17 protein-coding genes are annotated in these 16810 nt (G+C 33.9%); 3 read left to right on the top strand and 14 right to left on the bottom strand.

Features of this window, described 5'->3' with window-relative positions; all coding sequences use genetic code 11:
• Positions 1–453, bottom strand: coding sequence for a hypothetical protein (locus tag ASE21_RS01140; RefSeq protein WP_128414639.1), 453 nt, complete (start codon positions 451–453; stop codon positions 1–3).
• 295 nt (positions 454–748) lie between these two features.
• Here ASE21_RS01140 and ASE21_RS01135 point away from each other — a divergent pair, with 295 nt between their 5' ends.
• Positions 749–1570, top strand: a complete 822-nt coding sequence (locus ASE21_RS01135) for a phospholipase A (protein WP_057120722.1) — start codon at positions 749–751, stop codon at positions 1568–1570.
• Between the two features lie 12 nt (positions 1571–1582).
• Here ASE21_RS01135 and ASE21_RS01130 read toward each other — a convergent pair whose 3' ends face one another.
• Complete coding sequence (locus ASE21_RS01130) at positions 1583–2350, bottom strand: ThuA domain-containing protein (protein WP_057120721.1); 768 nt, start codon at positions 2348–2350, stop codon at positions 1583–1585.
• 11 nt (positions 2351–2361) lie between these two features.
• Complete coding sequence (locus ASE21_RS01125; RefSeq protein ID WP_057120720.1) at positions 2362–4134, bottom strand: glycoside hydrolase family 9 protein; 1773 nt, start codon at positions 4132–4134, stop codon at positions 2362–2364.
• 329 nt (positions 4135–4463) lie between these two features.
• Here ASE21_RS01125 and ASE21_RS01120 point away from each other — a divergent pair, with 329 nt between their 5' ends.
• Positions 4464–5567 (top strand): fatty acid desaturase family protein, encoded by a 1104-nt coding sequence (locus ASE21_RS01120; protein ID WP_057120719.1) that lies wholly within the window; start codon positions 4464–4466, stop codon positions 5565–5567.
• Positions 5568–5583: 16 nt separating this feature from the next.
• Here the strand turns inward: ASE21_RS01120 and ASE21_RS01115 are convergent, their stop codons facing one another.
• Genes ASE21_RS01115 through ASE21_RS01110 form a run of 3 tightly spaced genes read right to left on the bottom strand, consistent with a single transcriptional unit; the run spans position 5584 to position 8658 of the window.
• Positions 5584–6876 carry a M20 family metallopeptidase gene (locus ASE21_RS01115; RefSeq protein ID WP_057121153.1) on the bottom strand — a complete coding sequence of 431 codons (1293 nt, stop codon included), beginning with the start codon at positions 6874–6876 and terminating at the stop codon, positions 5584–5586.
• A 34-nt stretch (positions 6877–6910) separates the two neighbouring features.
• Positions 6911–7309, bottom strand: a complete 399-nt coding sequence (locus ASE21_RS22165) for a hypothetical protein (protein ID WP_242410211.1) — start codon at positions 7307–7309, stop codon at positions 6911–6913.
• Positions 7310–7332: 23 nt separating this feature from the next.
• On the bottom strand, positions 7333–8658 hold the full coding sequence (locus tag ASE21_RS01110) for a CocE/NonD family hydrolase (protein ID WP_242410204.1): 1326 nt from the start codon (positions 8656–8658) through the stop codon (positions 7333–7335).
• Between the two features lie 76 nt (positions 8659–8734).
• On the opposite strand from ASE21_RS01110, the gene ASE21_RS01105 reads away from it, so the two are divergent.
• Positions 8735–9388, top strand: a complete 654-nt coding sequence (locus ASE21_RS01105) for a M15 family metallopeptidase (RefSeq protein WP_057120718.1) — start codon at positions 8735–8737, stop codon at positions 9386–9388.
• Here the strand turns inward: ASE21_RS01105 and ASE21_RS01100 are convergent, their stop codons facing one another.
• From ASE21_RS01100 to tsaD, 8 genes are all read right to left on the bottom strand, one after another.
• Positions 9389–9955 carry a hypothetical protein gene (locus tag ASE21_RS01100; protein ID WP_057120717.1) on the bottom strand — a complete coding sequence of 189 codons (567 nt, stop codon included), beginning with the start codon at positions 9953–9955 and terminating at the stop codon, positions 9389–9391. It abuts the gene before it with no gap.
• Position 9956: 1 nt separating this feature from the next.
• Positions 9957–11138, bottom strand: a complete 1182-nt coding sequence (locus ASE21_RS01095; RefSeq protein WP_057120716.1) for a THUMP-like domain-containing protein — start codon at positions 11136–11138, stop codon at positions 9957–9959.
• Between the two features lie 2 nt (positions 11139–11140).
• Entirely contained in the window at positions 11141–12232 is a 1092-nt protein-coding gene (locus tag ASE21_RS01090) for an AI-2E family transporter (RefSeq protein ID WP_057120715.1), read from the bottom strand.
• 124 nt (positions 12233–12356) lie between these two features.
• Positions 12357–13313, bottom strand: coding sequence for a zinc metalloprotease (locus ASE21_RS01085; protein WP_057120714.1), 957 nt, complete (start codon positions 13311–13313; stop codon positions 12357–12359).
• Positions 13314–13646: 333 nt separating this feature from the next.
• Positions 13647–14138, bottom strand: coding sequence for a TrmH family RNA methyltransferase (locus tag ASE21_RS01080; protein ID WP_057120713.1), 492 nt, complete (start codon positions 14136–14138; stop codon positions 13647–13649).
• A 10-nt stretch (positions 14139–14148) separates the two neighbouring features.
• Positions 14149–14787, bottom strand: a complete 639-nt coding sequence (locus ASE21_RS01075; RefSeq protein ID WP_057120712.1) for a DUF4159 domain-containing protein — start codon at positions 14785–14787, stop codon at positions 14149–14151.
• Between the two features lie 230 nt (positions 14788–15017).
• Positions 15018–15722: a 16S rRNA (uracil(1498)-N(3))-methyltransferase gene (locus tag ASE21_RS01070; protein ID WP_057120711.1), complete on the bottom strand. Its 705-nt coding sequence runs from the start codon at positions 15720–15722 to the stop codon at positions 15018–15020.
• Between the two features lie 2 nt (positions 15723–15724).
• Positions 15725–16747, bottom strand: a complete 1023-nt coding sequence (gene tsaD, locus ASE21_RS01065) for a tRNA (adenosine(37)-N6)-threonylcarbamoyltransferase complex transferase subunit TsaD (protein WP_057120710.1) — start codon at positions 16745–16747, stop codon at positions 15725–15727.
• Positions 16748–16810: the final 63 nt, after the last annotated feature.

The raw sequence follows: 16810 nt of genomic DNA, 5'->3' as shown, positions 1-16810 counted from the left end.
TTATTTAGAAAATTTAGCAACAATCTGTTTTACTGATTGTGGATACGCATAATAAAGATCCTGAGACTGGCTAAGATTACGATCGTTAATAAAATTAGAGAAAATCGTGTACGTAATATCGTTAGGATTAGTTGGGAAATCTGCAGGTTTGTTTGCCCAAAGGCTTATAACCAAAAGAAATGCAGCTTTAATAGTGGTCGAATTATTGTAAAAAGCTTCCAGGTAAGAATTCATATTTCCGTCAAATTCTGTAATAATTAAAATTCCCGCAATACCTTTTCCGTCGGTATTGGGTACAAGAGCAATTCTGGCATAATGCACAATTGCCATTTTATCTAAAGCCTCCTTAGTTAAGGGGTTATTAAAGCCTTCATAAGCTTTTTGAGCTGTTGCATGTGCTTCATCAGTTTGATAAATAGGCACATACATTGTTAATGGGTTTACGGTTTGCATAACAGATTTTGTTTTTTGGGTTTTTGCTTACTCTTTGATCCCGTTTTCAGCATCGCGGGCTATTTTTTTAGGTGATTATTTAAGCCGAAAGTAGCAGAGTTATAAAATGAATTTAAAAAAAATGACACCAAGTGGAGATTATTGGTCATAAGAGAGACTTTACGAAGGATATTTCTTTATCGACTGAAAGTTTATTGAGTTAACTCTTGTTTTTATTGCGTTAAAACCATCCATTATTCCAATGTATTTTTAGTTATAAAAGAAAAGTTACCAAACCCTCAGCTTAATTATTATAATGTACTTTAAATCCCTATTGCTTTGTATCGTTTTATTCTCGGTGCGGGCAAATTCTCAAATAGTAGAAGAAAAGAAAAATTTCAGAGCAGCAGATTCGCTTTTGAAAGAACATAGTTTTTCCGTTCACCGCGATAATTATTTTTTAACCGGTGTGCCCATAAACGAACCCATTACCCGCACTTCTGCAGATGTAAAATATCAGGTGAGTTTTAAACTCCGATTAAATTCAAAACCTTTATGGGGCGGATTTTTTCCTTATTTAATGTATACTCAAAAAGCCTTTTGGGATATTTATGCAAGTTCAAAACCATTTTCAGAAATTAACTTTAATCCTGGCGTTGCTATTGTTCGTCCGTTTTATTTGAAAGGAGGAAGGCTCACGTATGGCGCAATTTCGCTTGAACATGAATCAAACGGAAGGGATTCTATTTATTCCAGAACATGGAACATGCTGGCGTTTTCACTAAAATCGCAGGTTTCGCCGCGATGGACAGTTGGAATAAGAGGCTGGATTCCGCTTGTTGATAAAGAAGACAATCCCGGACTTACCCAATATGTGGGTTACGGAGAAGCAAGTGCTACCTATCAGATAAAACCGGGACGATGGAGTGCTGATATTCTTTTTAGAAAAGGAAGCGGTCTTATTAATTACGGATCTTTGCAGACGCAGGTAAACTGGAAACCTTACAAAGATGAAAACTATTATTTAACGCTTCAATGGTTTGTGGGTTACACCGAAAGTTTAATAGATTATCAGGAACACAAAAGTATGATACGTTTAGGTTTTACAATTAAACCTGAAAATATGGGAATTTTTTAAATTGGCAGATTATCATTTTTTATCAGCGGCCCAGAAAATCGAGTTTCTGAGAAGAGTAGTGTAGGCCTCATTTTCAAACAATTCAGGAGAATGTCCCATAAAAATATAAATGTTTCGGGACTTAAAATGTTCGTTTGTCCATACAACCGGATGATCGCCCATTTTTATTTCTGAATCTGGTTCGTAAGTAGATTCGTCGACCGATGCCAATACGTGAACATTCTGTCGTGGACTTTTATCATAAATATACCATTCTTCTTTCTGAACCCAAAAATCTGCAGGAATTCCTTTTGTTACAGGATGTGACTTGTCTTCAATTTTAACTTTACCATTTGCAAAAGTTGGAATATAATTTACAAATCGTATTCCTCCCATAAAATCAGAAAACCATTTCCAGATGGGATAACCGTCAAATTCGCCCAGTAAAGCAGCATGATGTAGACCAATCCATCCGCCTTTTCCACTGTTCATGTATTTCTGAAATGCGTTCATAGATTCCTCGCTCCACGTATATGGAGGATAATCCAGCTGTATAAAAACTTTATATTGTTTTAAAAAAGGCTCATTTATTGCTTTTGTATTTTCGATGTAATCAATTGTAAAACTGCTGTCTGCGGCTAATTTGTTCAGCCACGGTTTTGCAGCTTTGGTAAAATCCAAATGATGACCGCCGTTTTCATATAAAACCAAAACTTTAAACGTTGATTTTTTTGATTTCTGAGCCGTACAATCTACCTGAAAGAGCAAGACTGCCATTATTAGAATTAAGAAATTTTTCATTGTCTAAAATTTTACTTTTCTGCCAAAGCAGTTATAGCTTGTAAAAACCATGCAGAATGCGGAATCCATTGTTCTGTCCAGCGCCATTCATCATTTCCCTCAACATCCATTTTGAAATCTATTCCAGATCCGTCTCCGTTTCCTTCTTTTCCGGTAATACCGTTTGAAATTCCGCCTTTTTCTGAACCATGACCATAATTAGAATGCATATAAGGCACATTGCTTTCTCCAAATCCATATAAAAAACATACCGAATAAGGATTACAGCCTAAAATCCAGGACAGCTGCTGTGAAGCGTATAAATCAAGTGTTTTTTTCTCAGTCGTTTTATTTGCTGCAGAAACTGCTTTTCCGCCTTCAATTGCTGCTGTTGCGAGCGACGCTAATCTGGCATTTTCTCCCTGCCACCACCAGCCGGTTTCATTATCATGCGGAATAAAAAATCCATCTTTAACGCTGCCATTAAATAAAAAACTCTGTCTTGCATAACCAAAAGGATTTTCGACATTATTAGTAACGGTCAAATTATAGTCTAATGCTTTTTTTATAACATTTTTTGCCGCCTTTATTTCATTGCTGTCGTTTTCTTTTTTGAGATAACGCGTCAAAGCTACAATTGGCAGGCCAGCATCTGCAGCATGCCAAAACGGACGATTGCCATCATTGCTTCTAAACCAGCCTTTATCGGTCATTCGGTTTTCAAGTTTATGCGCCCATTTTCTGGCTTCTTCTTTATAAAAATTATCATTAGTGGCAATCCATAATTCGGCTGCTGCCATTAAAGCACAATAATCATCAATAATATTCTCTTTTCCGTCATCATCATATTTTGTATTATTTACCAAAAGGTGCGCATAGGCTCGTTTGGCTCCGTCCAGATATTGCTGAGAAGAAAAATCACCGCTTTTTTTCCATTGTGAAATTCTGGCAAGCGAAGCAATCGCCATTCCTGCGCCTTCGCGAAAAGCACTTTGGTATTCGTCTGTTGTTACGCTGTTTGCCTTTAAACCTACAATTCTTCTCGCAGCTGGATTTTTATCAAAATAGCTGAAAACAATCATGTAAAAATAATCCTGATCAGATAGACAGCGCATCATATAATCAGCTCCCCAAATGGCTTCATTATCAAGAGAATCTTTTATTTTCCATTGTATGAGTTTCTTCGAAATGGTTTCAGAAGTATTAATAAGCGACCATGTTACTAAAGGTGTTTGCTGAGGTGACACAAAATTAGCATACGCTAAATGCGAAAAATATTTGCTCACGTCGCCGGAGGCATCGCACCATCCGCCGTGAACATCTACTTTTTTTGTGCTGCCAAACAAAAGCATGTTTTTATCGGCTTCGAGTTCTTCTGGTGTATTGGCTCTTTGTTTATTGTAGTAATGAACTATCGCAGAAATAGTTCGTTTTGCCAATATATCTTCTTCAATTGAAAAACTTGCTGATGTATAAATTTGGTCTGCAGCTTTAAAAGTGATTTTATAATTTCCGGGTTTTTGAAACGACGAGAAATCGGCTTTATAAAATTTTTGATCGAGTTTCCAGTCCTTTACATTTTCAGCTTTTCCTATCGCTGCTGTAAATACTGTTTTATTGGTTTGAGTATCAATAATATTAAAAATGGCATCTTTAGCAAGATCACCCGGATATCCAATAACGGCTATTTTTGGACTTTTAGGATCAAAACCAACCTGATTTACATAAATGATAGGTTTGCTGTATGCCATAAAGGAGAAAAACATTGGCATAAAAAACATTAATAGTGCACGTAATTTTAGCATAGTCTGTTTTTATGGGAAAAATAATTTTTAAAATGGTATTTAGCCAAAGCAAATTACAAAAAAGTAAAAATTTATAATACTTATCTGTTTTTATGGATTTTATAAATAAATCAGGAAAGGGCTTATAACTGTTGTTTTTCGGAGTTAAAATTGTTCAAAAATGATGTGTATTTGATGTGCTTTTTAGGACAAAAACTCATTTATAATTGAGGTTAAGTATTTTAAAAATAATTTGTCTGGAGTTTGTTTTTAGTCTTAATATTCTGAAAATCATCAGGTTTTAGTTTTTTTTATTAAATTTGATATGACAATTTCTAGCAATAGCGATTATGGAAAAATTAAAACGTCCGGTTTATTTGAAAGCGGGTACTGATGATTTTTTTAAAAAGTTACGCACAGAAGTGAACGAAACTGTTTTACAAAATTCGTCTTTATACCTTTTAAACATTATAAAGTCCTTAGGTCTTTTGGTTTTGTTTTTTTTATTTTATGGCTGTATTTTGTTTTTTGGAAATAATACGCCTTTACTTTTTCTCTTTTATATTTTGTGTGGTTTTACAATGATTGTCCTTTTTATAAATGCCTTTCATGATGCTGCACACGGGGCTTTATTCAAAAAAGCAGCGCACAACGAATTGTTTCTGTATGTTTTAGAACTTTTTGGCAGCAATCACTGGCTCTGGATGCGCCGGCACATCAATCTCCATCATGCTTATCCAAATGTTCCGGATTGGGATATCGATATAAAACAAAGCGATATAATCCGGATTTTTCCAAACAGTCCCATTTTTAAATATCATAAATATCAGCATATTTATATGTGGTTTATTTATCCGTTTTATAGTCTTAACTGGATTTATATTCGGGATTTTAAAGATTTTTTCGGAACTAAAAATAACTATGTAAAAAAGGTCGTTGAAAAAATTCCGCGAAAGCAGATTTTTATATTATTTACTGCCAAAATCATAAACCTGTTTTATATACTTTTTATTCCAATGCTGGTACTAAATCAACCGTGGTATTTGGTTTTAGCAGGCTGGTTTATGATGCATTTATTTGGAAGTGTTTTGGGAGTGGTGGCACTTGTTTCTACCCATGTCGATGAAGATGCACATTTTCCCGGTACAGATCTTGAAGGAAATCTTTCGGAAACCTGGGCAGTTCATCAAATGATTGTTACAAAAGATTTTAGCACCAACAGTAAGCTGGCTAATTTTTTATACGGCGGTTTTACGCATCATGTGGCACATCATCTTTTTCCCGGTGTGGGCCATACATACTATCCTTATATAACGCCAATTATAATGCGTTATGCGAAGCAATACGATCTTCCGTATACTTCCTATCCTTTTTATCATGCCGTGCGCTCGCATTTTAGAATGCTGAAAAGCAAAGGTATCAAAGAAAATATTTTAATGACAGGAGAGATTTAATATTGCAGTTCCTCATTTATTTACCTCTTTCAAACAACACCGAAGAAAATGTTCTCACAGCAGTTCTCATGCACTCTTCATCGACATCAAAATTTGGAGCATGATTCATTGCTATAATTCCTTTTTCAAAATTAGAACCTCCGAGCAAAAAATAAACGCCGGGTATTTTTTGTTGAAAATAAGCAAAATCATCATTAAAATAAGGAACCTGACCATAATCTGTTTCTACAAATCCTTTTCCGTAAACAGAATTAATTGTATTTATTGATGCCTTAGTTAAGTCCGGATTGTTTAAAACAGTGGGATTTTCTTTGATGAACTTAACAGAAATGATTTGAGAACCATAATTATTGTCTTTTAAAACCTGCTCAACAGTAGGAATAATTTTTTTTAACCGGGCTGAATCTGTTTCATATATTTCGCCTTTAAGGTGAAAAGTACCGTTTTTAGTGTAAGTCCTAAAATTTTCATCAGCAATTAAATAGTCTTTAAAAATTGTATTTGGATTTGTTATACCAATTTGTGGATCAACAATAGACTGGATTTCCCAGGGTTTACTTCCGTTATGTGTTCTGACTAAAGAATGACGGATTTTTGATGTAAGTTCTTTTGCTTCTTCCGCAGATAATGCATTTTTTAATTCAATCCCGATTTCTGTTTGGTAAGCAAACATTTCATTCTGTTTTACAACAATTTTTCCAGCGGGTAATGCAGTTACATGAAGTGCATAAATTTCATCAAGTTTTAATTTAGCAAACAATTGATTTTCGATGAATTTTTTTGCACCGACAAAGGTCTCTTCTTCCGGCTGAAAAATAAAATAAACCGTGCCGTGGAGTGCTTGTTTGTTTTTTGCCAAAATCTCCGCTATACCAAGTGCTATTGCCATATGCACATCGTGTCCGCAGCCATGCTGAACTCCTTTTATTTTAGATTTGAAATCAGATTTATCTTCAAAATCATTTGGCAGAGCATCCATGTCTGCTCTCCAGCCAATTTTTTTGCCTTTTTTTGCGCCTTTTAAAATACCAACAACGCCATAACCGTAAATATTGGTTTCAATTTGAAAACCTAAATCCGATAAATATTTTTGGATAAATTCCTGAGTTCGCTTTTCTTTTCCTGCCAGTTCAGGATTTTCATGAAGCTCTCTTCTAATTTGAACCAGCTTTTCGAAAATTTTATCCGTTTCAAATTTAATGGATTCCTGAACATTAATTTCACTCTTTTTGTTTTGCGCGTATACACTGCCATATTGTGAACAAAATAGAGTAAAAATAAGGAATGCAAGCAGAATTTGTCTATTCATTTTTTGGTTGTATTTCATAAATAAGATTTCAAAATCATTTTAAAACAGGAATTTTTACAAAGCTGTCATTATACCATTTTATCTGCAAAGGTTCTTTTGCGTCCAGAATAGTTTCGTCGCTTACCTCTTTTCCGGTTCCGTAATTCAATTGCGAAAAAGGATTTTTATTTATTGTGAGTCCTATGAGCAAACGACTTCCTTTACTTAATTGTTTACTCACAAAGTGCGTATTCGAAAAATCGATCGTTTCAATTTTATCAGGTTCTAATAATTGCCTATTTTCAATATCTTTTGCATAACTGGCGCGGCCAATGTAATACGATAAATGAAAATATTCGCCATTTGGAGTCACTTCATAAAGTGTTACGCCCAAATCTATATCTTTTTTATTAATGTTGCATTTAATTTCGGCTAAAAAAGAGCCGTTTACAATTAAAGGTTCTTTTAAAGGTTCACTTATAAAAAAGTATCCATCATAGTATTCACTTCTTTTTGAATAATCGGACTTGGATAATAATTATTATTGCTCGTCTGCCTGTCAGCAAAATCTACTTTCTGAACCAGAAATTCTTTTTTCTTAGGTTTTTTGGAATCTGCCGAATAAAAATTTCCTGATTGAGTATTTGTCATATAAAAAGTGAGGAAATCGTCATGCATTTTTTCAAATGAGGGAGCACTTTTCCAGACATTTGCTCCCATAACTTCATAATTAATTTTATCTTTTAGAAATTCGGGTTTAGTTCCTTTTTTCAAAATATAATCAAACCATTGATAGGTAATTTTCTTAATGTCGATTAAAGCAACTGCATCGACTTTGTAATCGTTTATAACTGCTTCACCGCCAATTTGAGTTCCAAAATGTCCGTAAGGCCCAATTATAAGATAAAAAGGTGTTTTTGGACTGTATTTTTGAAGTTCTTTTAAATAATATAAACCTGAATTTTGAGAATCGTTATAATAGCCGTCAAAAGCCAGAACCGGAATATTGATCTGCGAAAAATCAATTTTATAAGGCGCCATTTTTTGCCAGTATGAATCAAATGACGGATGACTGATCCATTTCTGAAACCAGCGGTTTGGTTCGCCGTCAATGCTGTCCATTTTTTTATAAGCTGCCCCGGATTCCCACCATCTGAATTTTAATCCTCTAAAACGCGGCCGGTTATTGTTGGTCACCGTATCAAGATATTTGTTATTTCCCACATAAAAAGCCCATTCGTAATTGGGGTTTATAAAAATATTATTTTCCATTGGTAATCCCATTCCGGGTCTGTTTGCAACATAGGGAACAATGGTTTTAAGCGCCGGATGCATTTTTTTGCTGGCCGCCCATTGTGTAAAACCGTTATAACTTCCGCCATACATTCCAATGCTCCCGCTGCACCATTTTTGTTTGCTGATCCAGTCTATAGCGTCATAAACGTCGTTGGCTTCATTTTCATACGGATTAATTTCGTCTGGGCTAAAACGCTTTCCGCGTGTGTACACAATCACACCTGTATAGCCGTTATCAACAGATTCTTTTATGGTTTTAAGATCTCTGCTTTTATCGCGGACATAAATAGTATACTGCAGAATTACAGGTTTTGCTTCAGCTTCATTTTTCTTTCTGGCCACCATTGCAGATAATATGGCACCATCGCGTGTAGTAATCGAGACACTGTCCTGAATATCATAGTCACTCTCTTTATCTGCTGATTTCGTGGCTTTTGTCTGTTGTGCCAAAAGCTGAAAAGCCATTAAAAATAAACCCAGAAATAAAAATAATGCCTTGTTATTCATAATGAGTTAGTTTTGAGTGAAACGAATTTAATTATAAATTTATATATTTACTTGAATAGACTCAAATTATAACTTTATGTTACATTTTATAAAATCTTCTTTTTTTCTATTATTCTTTTTTGGGATGATTTCCGCGAAAGCACAAAATGAAGCTTATGCAGAAGCTGTACAACCTAATATTGCCGATACTACTTTTGTAAACCTAAAAGATTTTAGCAAAGATTTTATTTACGATATGAAATATGCAACAGATGATAATTTCCTGAAAGCTAAAGTGTATGATTGTGCAGAATGTTTCCTGAGATTAAAAACGGTAAAAGCTTTAATCGCCGCCAATAAAGATTTTATAAAGAAAGGATATAAAATAAAACTGTATGACTGTTACAGACCTTTGTCGATTCAGGAAAAAATGTGGAAGATTGTGTCGAACCCTGAATATGTGGCCGATCCAAAAAAAGGCTCCATCCACAATAGAGGAGGAGCCGTTGATATTTCAATAGTTGACGCAGACGGAAAAGAAGTTGAAATGGGAACCGCTTTTGACTTTTTTGGTCCTGAGGCCAGTCACAACTATACTAAGTTTTCTAAACAAATTTTGGCAAACCGAAAATTTCTAAAAAAAATAATGATACAAAACGGTTTTAATTCATTCGATTCAGAATGGTGGCATTATAACTTAAAAACCGGATTGAAAGATGCTGTTTCAAATCAGAAATGGAATTGCGAATAATTATTCAACACACCTGATATTCTGCATGAAGTAAGTATTGGGCTGGTAGGTTTTTCCATTCAGCTCAGACACTAATTCTCTTTTTACAATATAATCTTCAATATCAGTTAAATATTTAATTCTCATAATTAAAACAGGAGACGTTTTCAGGTCTTCATAATTGTCTTTCATAAACATAAAAATTCCTGTATTAACGCGGTTGTCAAAACCTTTGTCATCGCGAATTAAAGTTCCGCAGTTTTCCTGATTGATATGAAGAAGTGTTACGATTTTCCCGTTTTCTAATTGTAAATAAACCTTGGAATTTTTATCAAAACAATTAGCTTTAAGGAAATCTTTGCTTTTTTGAATAAGCTGTAAATTTAAAGTTGGTAAACCGTCTGTCTGCGCAAGTGAAAAGAAAACATAACTAAAAGTGCCGCCAAAGTTTTTTTCACTTATCAAATATTCATTCGTTACTTTATAGGTTCCAATAGAATCGGTAACATTGGCGCTGTATTCACATGGTTTTTGGGCAAATGCAGTAAAGGTTAATAAAAAAAGAGTTAGTGTAATTAGTTGTTTCATTTTAGTTTATTTTTCTGCAAATTAAAACTATTTTGTTGTCATTTTTATCAGTTGTAAAAAAACAATATTTATTTCCTCCATTTTTTATTTTCCATTTTTTTCGAATATTCTCCACTGTTTCAGGAAAATTGCGAGTTGTAACATTTGCCTGCTGGTTTAAAAGCTCCGTTTTCATGTCATTTTTGCTGTATGAAATTACTTTTTCAATTTCAAAACGGCGCCCAGGAAAATCAATTAAATCCTCAGAAGTATATAAATGCGAATGTTTATGAAGTTTATTGATTTGAAAAAAAGAGCTCACTTCGTCAAATCCGCCCGATTTCATTATGGCCGAATTGGGTTCGTATAGATACTTTTGCGGAAGCGCATACGATGGAAATTCATTTTCTTTTCCTAAAACAAAATCAAAAATTTCAATTTTATCCTTTAAGATATTAGCTGTTTTTAAAGTTATTTCGCCCGAATAATTTTTATGAATTTCAAAAAGCAATTCTTTCACTTCATTTTCAAGTGCAATAATATGAATGTTTTTTACAAAATTCAATTCAGATAAACCGGCAGAAATATCTAATAGCGGCGCGGTTTTTATTAAAATTGAATCTGTTTTTTCGAAATAAAAATCTAAGGAATCGGGCACATTGGGCAGACAGTCTTTCAGCATAAAAACTTTGCCTTTTGCATCATTTCTTCGTGAAGGATCAATGTAAATCCAGTCCCATTTTTGATTTAATTCCTGTAAAACACTTGCAGAATCATTGGCATAAAAACTGCAGTTTTCCACTTTTAACTGCTTAAAATTATGTTTTACAATCGCTGATAAATCTTCGTTTATCTCGCAGTGTGTTATAGTTTTAAATTTTTTGGAAAAATAATAATCGTCAACGCCAAAACCTCCTGTCAGATCAATTAAACTTTCTCCGGAAATTAAAGAAGCTTTATAAGCCGCCGTTTTCTCAGAAGAAGTCTGTTCAACAGAAATTTTGCCTGGATAAATAATATTTTCTGCGGCAAACCAGGTTGGTAATTTGTCTTTTGCTTTGGCCTTTGCTTCAATCTGATTCAAAATTAAAATCCAGTCTACTTCCGGAAACGGATTTTTTTGAAGCGCTAATTTTATAATTGATTCACTGCTATTCAGCGTTATAAAGTCTTGAATATTTTTACTTAAAACAGAAGTGTTCAATGCTAAATTCTTTCGGTTAAAACAGATATAATTTTATTATCAGGAAAAAATTCTTTTAAAATAACTTTTATCATTGTAAAAAGCGGAACGGCGATAATCATTCCCACAATTCCAAAAGTTATACCGCTGATTAAAGTAATCAGGAATATTTCCAGCGGGTGCGAATTTACGCTTTTTGATGAAATTATCGGCTGACTGATGTTATTATCAATAGCCTGAACCAATAAAAATCCTATTACGATATAAATGGTTGTTGGAAGAATTTCAGATCTGAAATCTTGTCCAATCAGACTGATCATGGTTAAAATTGCCGCCAGAATAGTCCCGATAATCGGCCCGATATACGGTATAATATTCAGGACAGCACATAAAAACGCAATAACAAAAGCATTTTTATTTCCGAAAATTACCAGCACTATCAAATAAAGAATGAATACAACTGTCAATTGAAGTAAAAGTCCAATAAAATAACGCGTTAACAAATGATTGATTTTTGTAATTGAATTTATAATCTTGTCTTCATTGGTGTCGGGCAGAATTTTTCTGGCTGTTGCTTTAAAGTGTTCCTGATCTTTAATAAAGAAAAAAGTAATAAAGAATACAGAAACTAATCCCATTCCCATATCGGCCATAAAGTTCAGGATTGAATTTATAAAACCGGTAAAGAAACCAAAATTCAGCATTGAAGTTATTTTAGAATCTTTCAGCATTTTATTTAAATCAACGTGCTGGATATTAAAGTAAGCTTCGATACTCTGTTCTGTCTGCATAAATTGTGTCTGCAGCTGATTGGTATCTAAAAGGGATAAATTGTTGGCCTGTGAAATAATCAAGGGTACAAATAAAAAGATAAATCCGATTAGTAATAAAATAAAAATTATAATGGTAGCGGCCGCAGCGAATGAATCCCTAAATTTTAGTTTGTTTTTCAAAAACATCACCAGCGGATTTGCTATCAGGCACAATATTAGCGAAATGCATAAATAGACAATAACGGTTTGTATTTCATATAAAAAATATAAAACAATACCAATTATTAAAATTGTAGCGAGAGCTCTTAATATTCCGTTTGAAATAGTTTTTGACGTAACCATATTTAAATTTTAGATTATAAATATAGGAAAAAGCATTTAAAATTCGAGTGTTTGAGTTGTCCTAAAATAATCAGCAAAAAAAAAGCGAGATGATTTCATCTCGCTTTTCATTAGAAATTTTTTCTTAAGGCTGTGCAAAAGAATATCTTGCGCCTCCACTTGTGAAAATAGCTGCAATTCTGTTTTTCTGTCCGTTAGAGAACATGTACATTCCGGCATCATCAGTATAATCCATGTAGTTCATTGTCATCTCTACAGGAGTACCAGAACAAGTACTGTAGTGAGGATAAGCAGGAATACCGTAGTTAGCTGTATTATGAGTTGGAGTATCAGATACTAAATCGCTTCCGCAAGTTGCATCTCCCCAGATGTGACGTAGATTTAACCAGTGTCCTACTTCGTGAGTACCAGTTCTTCCTAAATTATAAGGAGCATTTGCAGAACCGGATAATCCAAAATATTTCGGATCAATTACAACTCCGTCTGTAGAAGAAGCTCCACCAGGAAATTGAGCATAACCTAAAATTCCGCCGCCAATTGTACAAGACCATAAGTTAAGTTTTGTTGTTGGAGAAGTTGGAGCTAAACCACCCTGAGCTGTTTTTTTCATAGCATCGTTAGTTCCCCAAGACGTTTTAGTTGTAGATTTTCTAATTACCTGATCTAAAACAAATGAAATTCCTACGTTGGCTTTAACACCGGCAAAAAGTGCAGGAACATTGTTAAAATCAGAGTTTAAAGCATTAAAATCTTTGTTTAAAACATCAATCTGAGATTGAATTTGTGTGTTTGAGATATTCTCTGCAGTCGTTCTGTACAAAACGTTTACCACAACCGGAATTTGAATTTTTCCATTTACAAGTTTACCTGTAAGTAAAGCTTTGTTTGTGTAAGCTTCAATTTCGTTCATTCTGATCGCTAAAGTTGGATCAGCTTTTAATTGAGCTTCTAAAACGTCCTGACTAGCGCAAGTACGAAGAGTTGGTTTTGCAGAAGCTTCTGAATTGGTTGCTTCAGACTGATCATTTTGACATGCAAACAGCACCAACGCTGCAATTGCGGTAATAATAACTTTTTTCATAATTAACGGGGTTTTTTGTTATAAAATATTAGTTTTGGTTAACCAGATCGCAATTTTATAACAAAATCATTTTGTAGCCAAATTTTTATATGGAATTATTTGTGAGAATTTTACAAACCCTTATATAATCTAGTTCCTACAAAAAAGTTAAAATTATTTTTATGATGTTATTTCTTACTTTGTATTTTTAAATGTAGTTTAACGACAATTTTTGCCTTTAATCGGATTTTTAAAAGTTTGAAGAAAAAGCATTTACAAAAATGTGGATAGTTTTTAATTAAAAAACGTTAAGAATGATCGAAAGTTTAAAAAAATAACAGCTTAAAATTATTTTTAGCGAATCATTTCATACAATGCAATACTCGCAGCCTGCACAACATTCATGCTCGAGTTTTTTCCAAACATATTGATGTGCACAATTTGATTTGAGATTTGTAAAAGCTCGTTTGAAATTCCGTCAATTTCACTTCCAATTATAAGTGCTGTTTTTTTGTTTGGAATTACAATTTCTTTCAAAGGCTTGCTGTTACTTGTAATTTCCAATGCAATAATTTCAAAGTTATTTTGCTGAAGATATTCAATTAATTCTGAGGTTTCTTCAATAATTTGGTGCGGTACATGAAGATGTGTACTGCGGGAAGTTTTGTTAATTTTTCTTGGCGTAAGCGGAATATCTTTTCCAAGAAAAATAATATTTTCGACACCAAAGGCTTCGCTAATCCTAAAAAGTGAGCCAATATTCTGCTGAAAATAAATATGATCGCAAACCAAAGTTATAGGAAATGTTTTTCTCTCAAATTGATTTTCTTCGTGGGTAAGCTGCACTTTGTAAATTTTAATTGGTAAAAATATAATTTATAATGTTTGCGCCCATTTTTAAGGCCTTGTCGCGAACATTTGCAGGATCATTATGAACTTCGGCATCTTCCCAGCCGTCGCCTAAATCACATTCGTAAGTATATAACAAAACCAATTTGCCTTCAATAAAAATTCCAAATGCCTGCGGACGTGTTCCGTCGTGTTCGTGAATTTTAGGCAATCCGTTTGGGAAAGGAAATGGTTTTTGAAAAATAGCATGACTCGCCGGAATTTCGACTAAATCATTATTAGGAAATATTTTTTTGATTTCTTTTCGAATATACTGATCCATTCCGTAATTATCATCGATATGCAGAAAACCGCCTCCATATAGATAATTTCTCAAATTGGCTATATCAGAATCGCTGAAAACTACATTTCCGTGTCCGGTCATGTGCACAAACGGATAAGAAAGCAAATCCGGATTGCCGGGTTCAACGGTAGATGGTTTTGCTTTTATTCTGGTATTGATAGTCGAATTGCAAAAGCGAATTAAGTTAGGCAGAGAAGTAGGGTTTGCATACCAATCGCCGCCGCCGCTGTATTTTAGCAATGCAATTTCCTGAGAAAATGAAGAAACGGAAAAAAGTAAAAACAGAAAGAATATTTTTTTCATGTAATTATGATTTCTTATAATTTTTTAGTTTTTATACACATTCTTGTCATTTCGACGAAGGAGAAATCTCCGCGAGAAACTCCACCCAGAAAAATCACCAATCTTTGTCGAGCTGCTTGCGGAGATTTCTCCTTCGTCGAAATGACAAAACTAACTTAATTAGGTTAGTAAACGATTAAATATTCAAACAAGCTTATAAAAGTTTTAAACTTTGACAAAGCTGCGTTAATTTATTCATTAAAAAACACAACACTATGACAAGCTACAACCGCCGCAGTTTCTGTTCGTAAACGTGTATTTCCCAATGTTACCGGCTGGTAATTATGTTCAATTGCCAAAGCTATTTCTTTTTCAGAAAAATCTCCTTCAGGACCAATCAATAAAGTTACATTTTCGTTTGGTTTTAGTGTTTCCTTCAAAGATTTTTTATCAGTTTCCTCGCAATGTGCAATAAATTGTAATCCTTCGTTTTTTTGTTTGATGAATTCTTTAAAAGAAATGGCATCATTTAATTTTGGAAGAAACATTTCATTGGATTGTTTCATTGCCGAAAGAATGATTTTTTCAAAACGGTCCAGATTAATCACCTTTCGTTCAGAGCGGTCGCAGATAATTGGCGTAATTTCCTGAATTCCAATTTCGGTAGCTTTTTCTAAAAACCATTCAAAACGATCATTCATTTTTGTTGGGGCAACAGCCAGATGCAGACGGAATTTTGGTTCCGGGGATTTTTTTACAGAACGAATGTTAACAATACATTTATTGTCTGAAGCCAGTGTAATTTCAGTTTCAAACAATAAACCTAAGCCGTTTGTAACATACAGAATATCTGAATCTTTTTTGCGTAAAACTTTAATGATATGTTTGCTTTCTTCTTTATCAAAAGAAAAACTTTCTGTGTTTTCGTCTATATCCGGATTATAAAATAACTGCATAATTAAAATTCAATTCTTGCTTTAGAAACGACTGCAGAAGTTTCAAAACGTTTTGATAAATATTTTTGATACCCCACAATTCCAATCATGGCAGCATTATCTGTCGTATATTCAAATTTTGGAATAAAAGTTTTCCAGCCGTATTTGGCTTCACTTTCTTTTAATGTTGTCCTGATTCCTGAATTTGCCGAAACCCCGCCGCCAATTGCAATTTGTTTAATTCCGGTTTCTTTGACAGCCAGTTTTAGTTTGTCCATCAAAATTTCGATAATGGTGTGCTGAATAGAAGCACAGATATCGTTTAGGTTTTCTTCGATAAAATTTGGATTCTCCTGCCTATTTTTTTGAATAAAATATAAAATTGCGGTTTTTAAGCCAGAGAAACTAAAATCTAATCCGGGAACTTTTGGTTTTGTAAAAGAAAAAGCTTTTGGATTTCCTTCTTTTGCATATTTATCAATCAAAGGACCGCCCGGATAAGGAAGTCCAAGAATTTTGGCACTTTTGTCAAAAGCTTCTCCAACAGCGTCATCAGTAGTTTCTCCAATAATTTCCATATCAAAAAAGCTGTTTACTTTTACAATCTGCGTGTGTCCGCCGCTTATGGTTAAGGCCAAAAAAGGAAATTCAGGTTTATCATAGCCTTCTTCATCTATAAAGTGTGCTAATATATGCGCATGCATATGATTTACAGCTATTAACGGAATGTTTAAGGCTAATGATAATGATTTACTAAAAGAGCTTCCCACTAACAAAGACCCCATTAATCCGGGACCCTGCGTAAAGGCAATGGCATTTAATTGGTCTTTTTGTATATTTGCTTTACGGAGCGCTGCATCGATTACAGGAACAATGTTCTGCTGGTGTGCTCTTGAAGCCAATTCAGGAACGACACCGCCATATTGATTGTGAATTAATTGATTAGCCACAACATTTGAAAGAACTTTATCGTTATGTAGAACCGCAGCTGCGGTATCATCGCACGAACTTTCGATGGCTAGAATAAAAACCTCTGAATTTTGCATATAAAGGCACGAATTTTGAATTATATTTGACAAATCAAATGATGAATTTCTTTGATTTGAAGC

This window comes from Flavobacterium sp. Root901 (assembly GCF_001429765.1).
Lineage (GTDB): Bacteria > Bacteroidota > Bacteroidia > Flavobacteriales > Flavobacteriaceae > Flavobacterium.
This window is presented reverse-complemented; position numbering and strand designations above follow the sequence as displayed.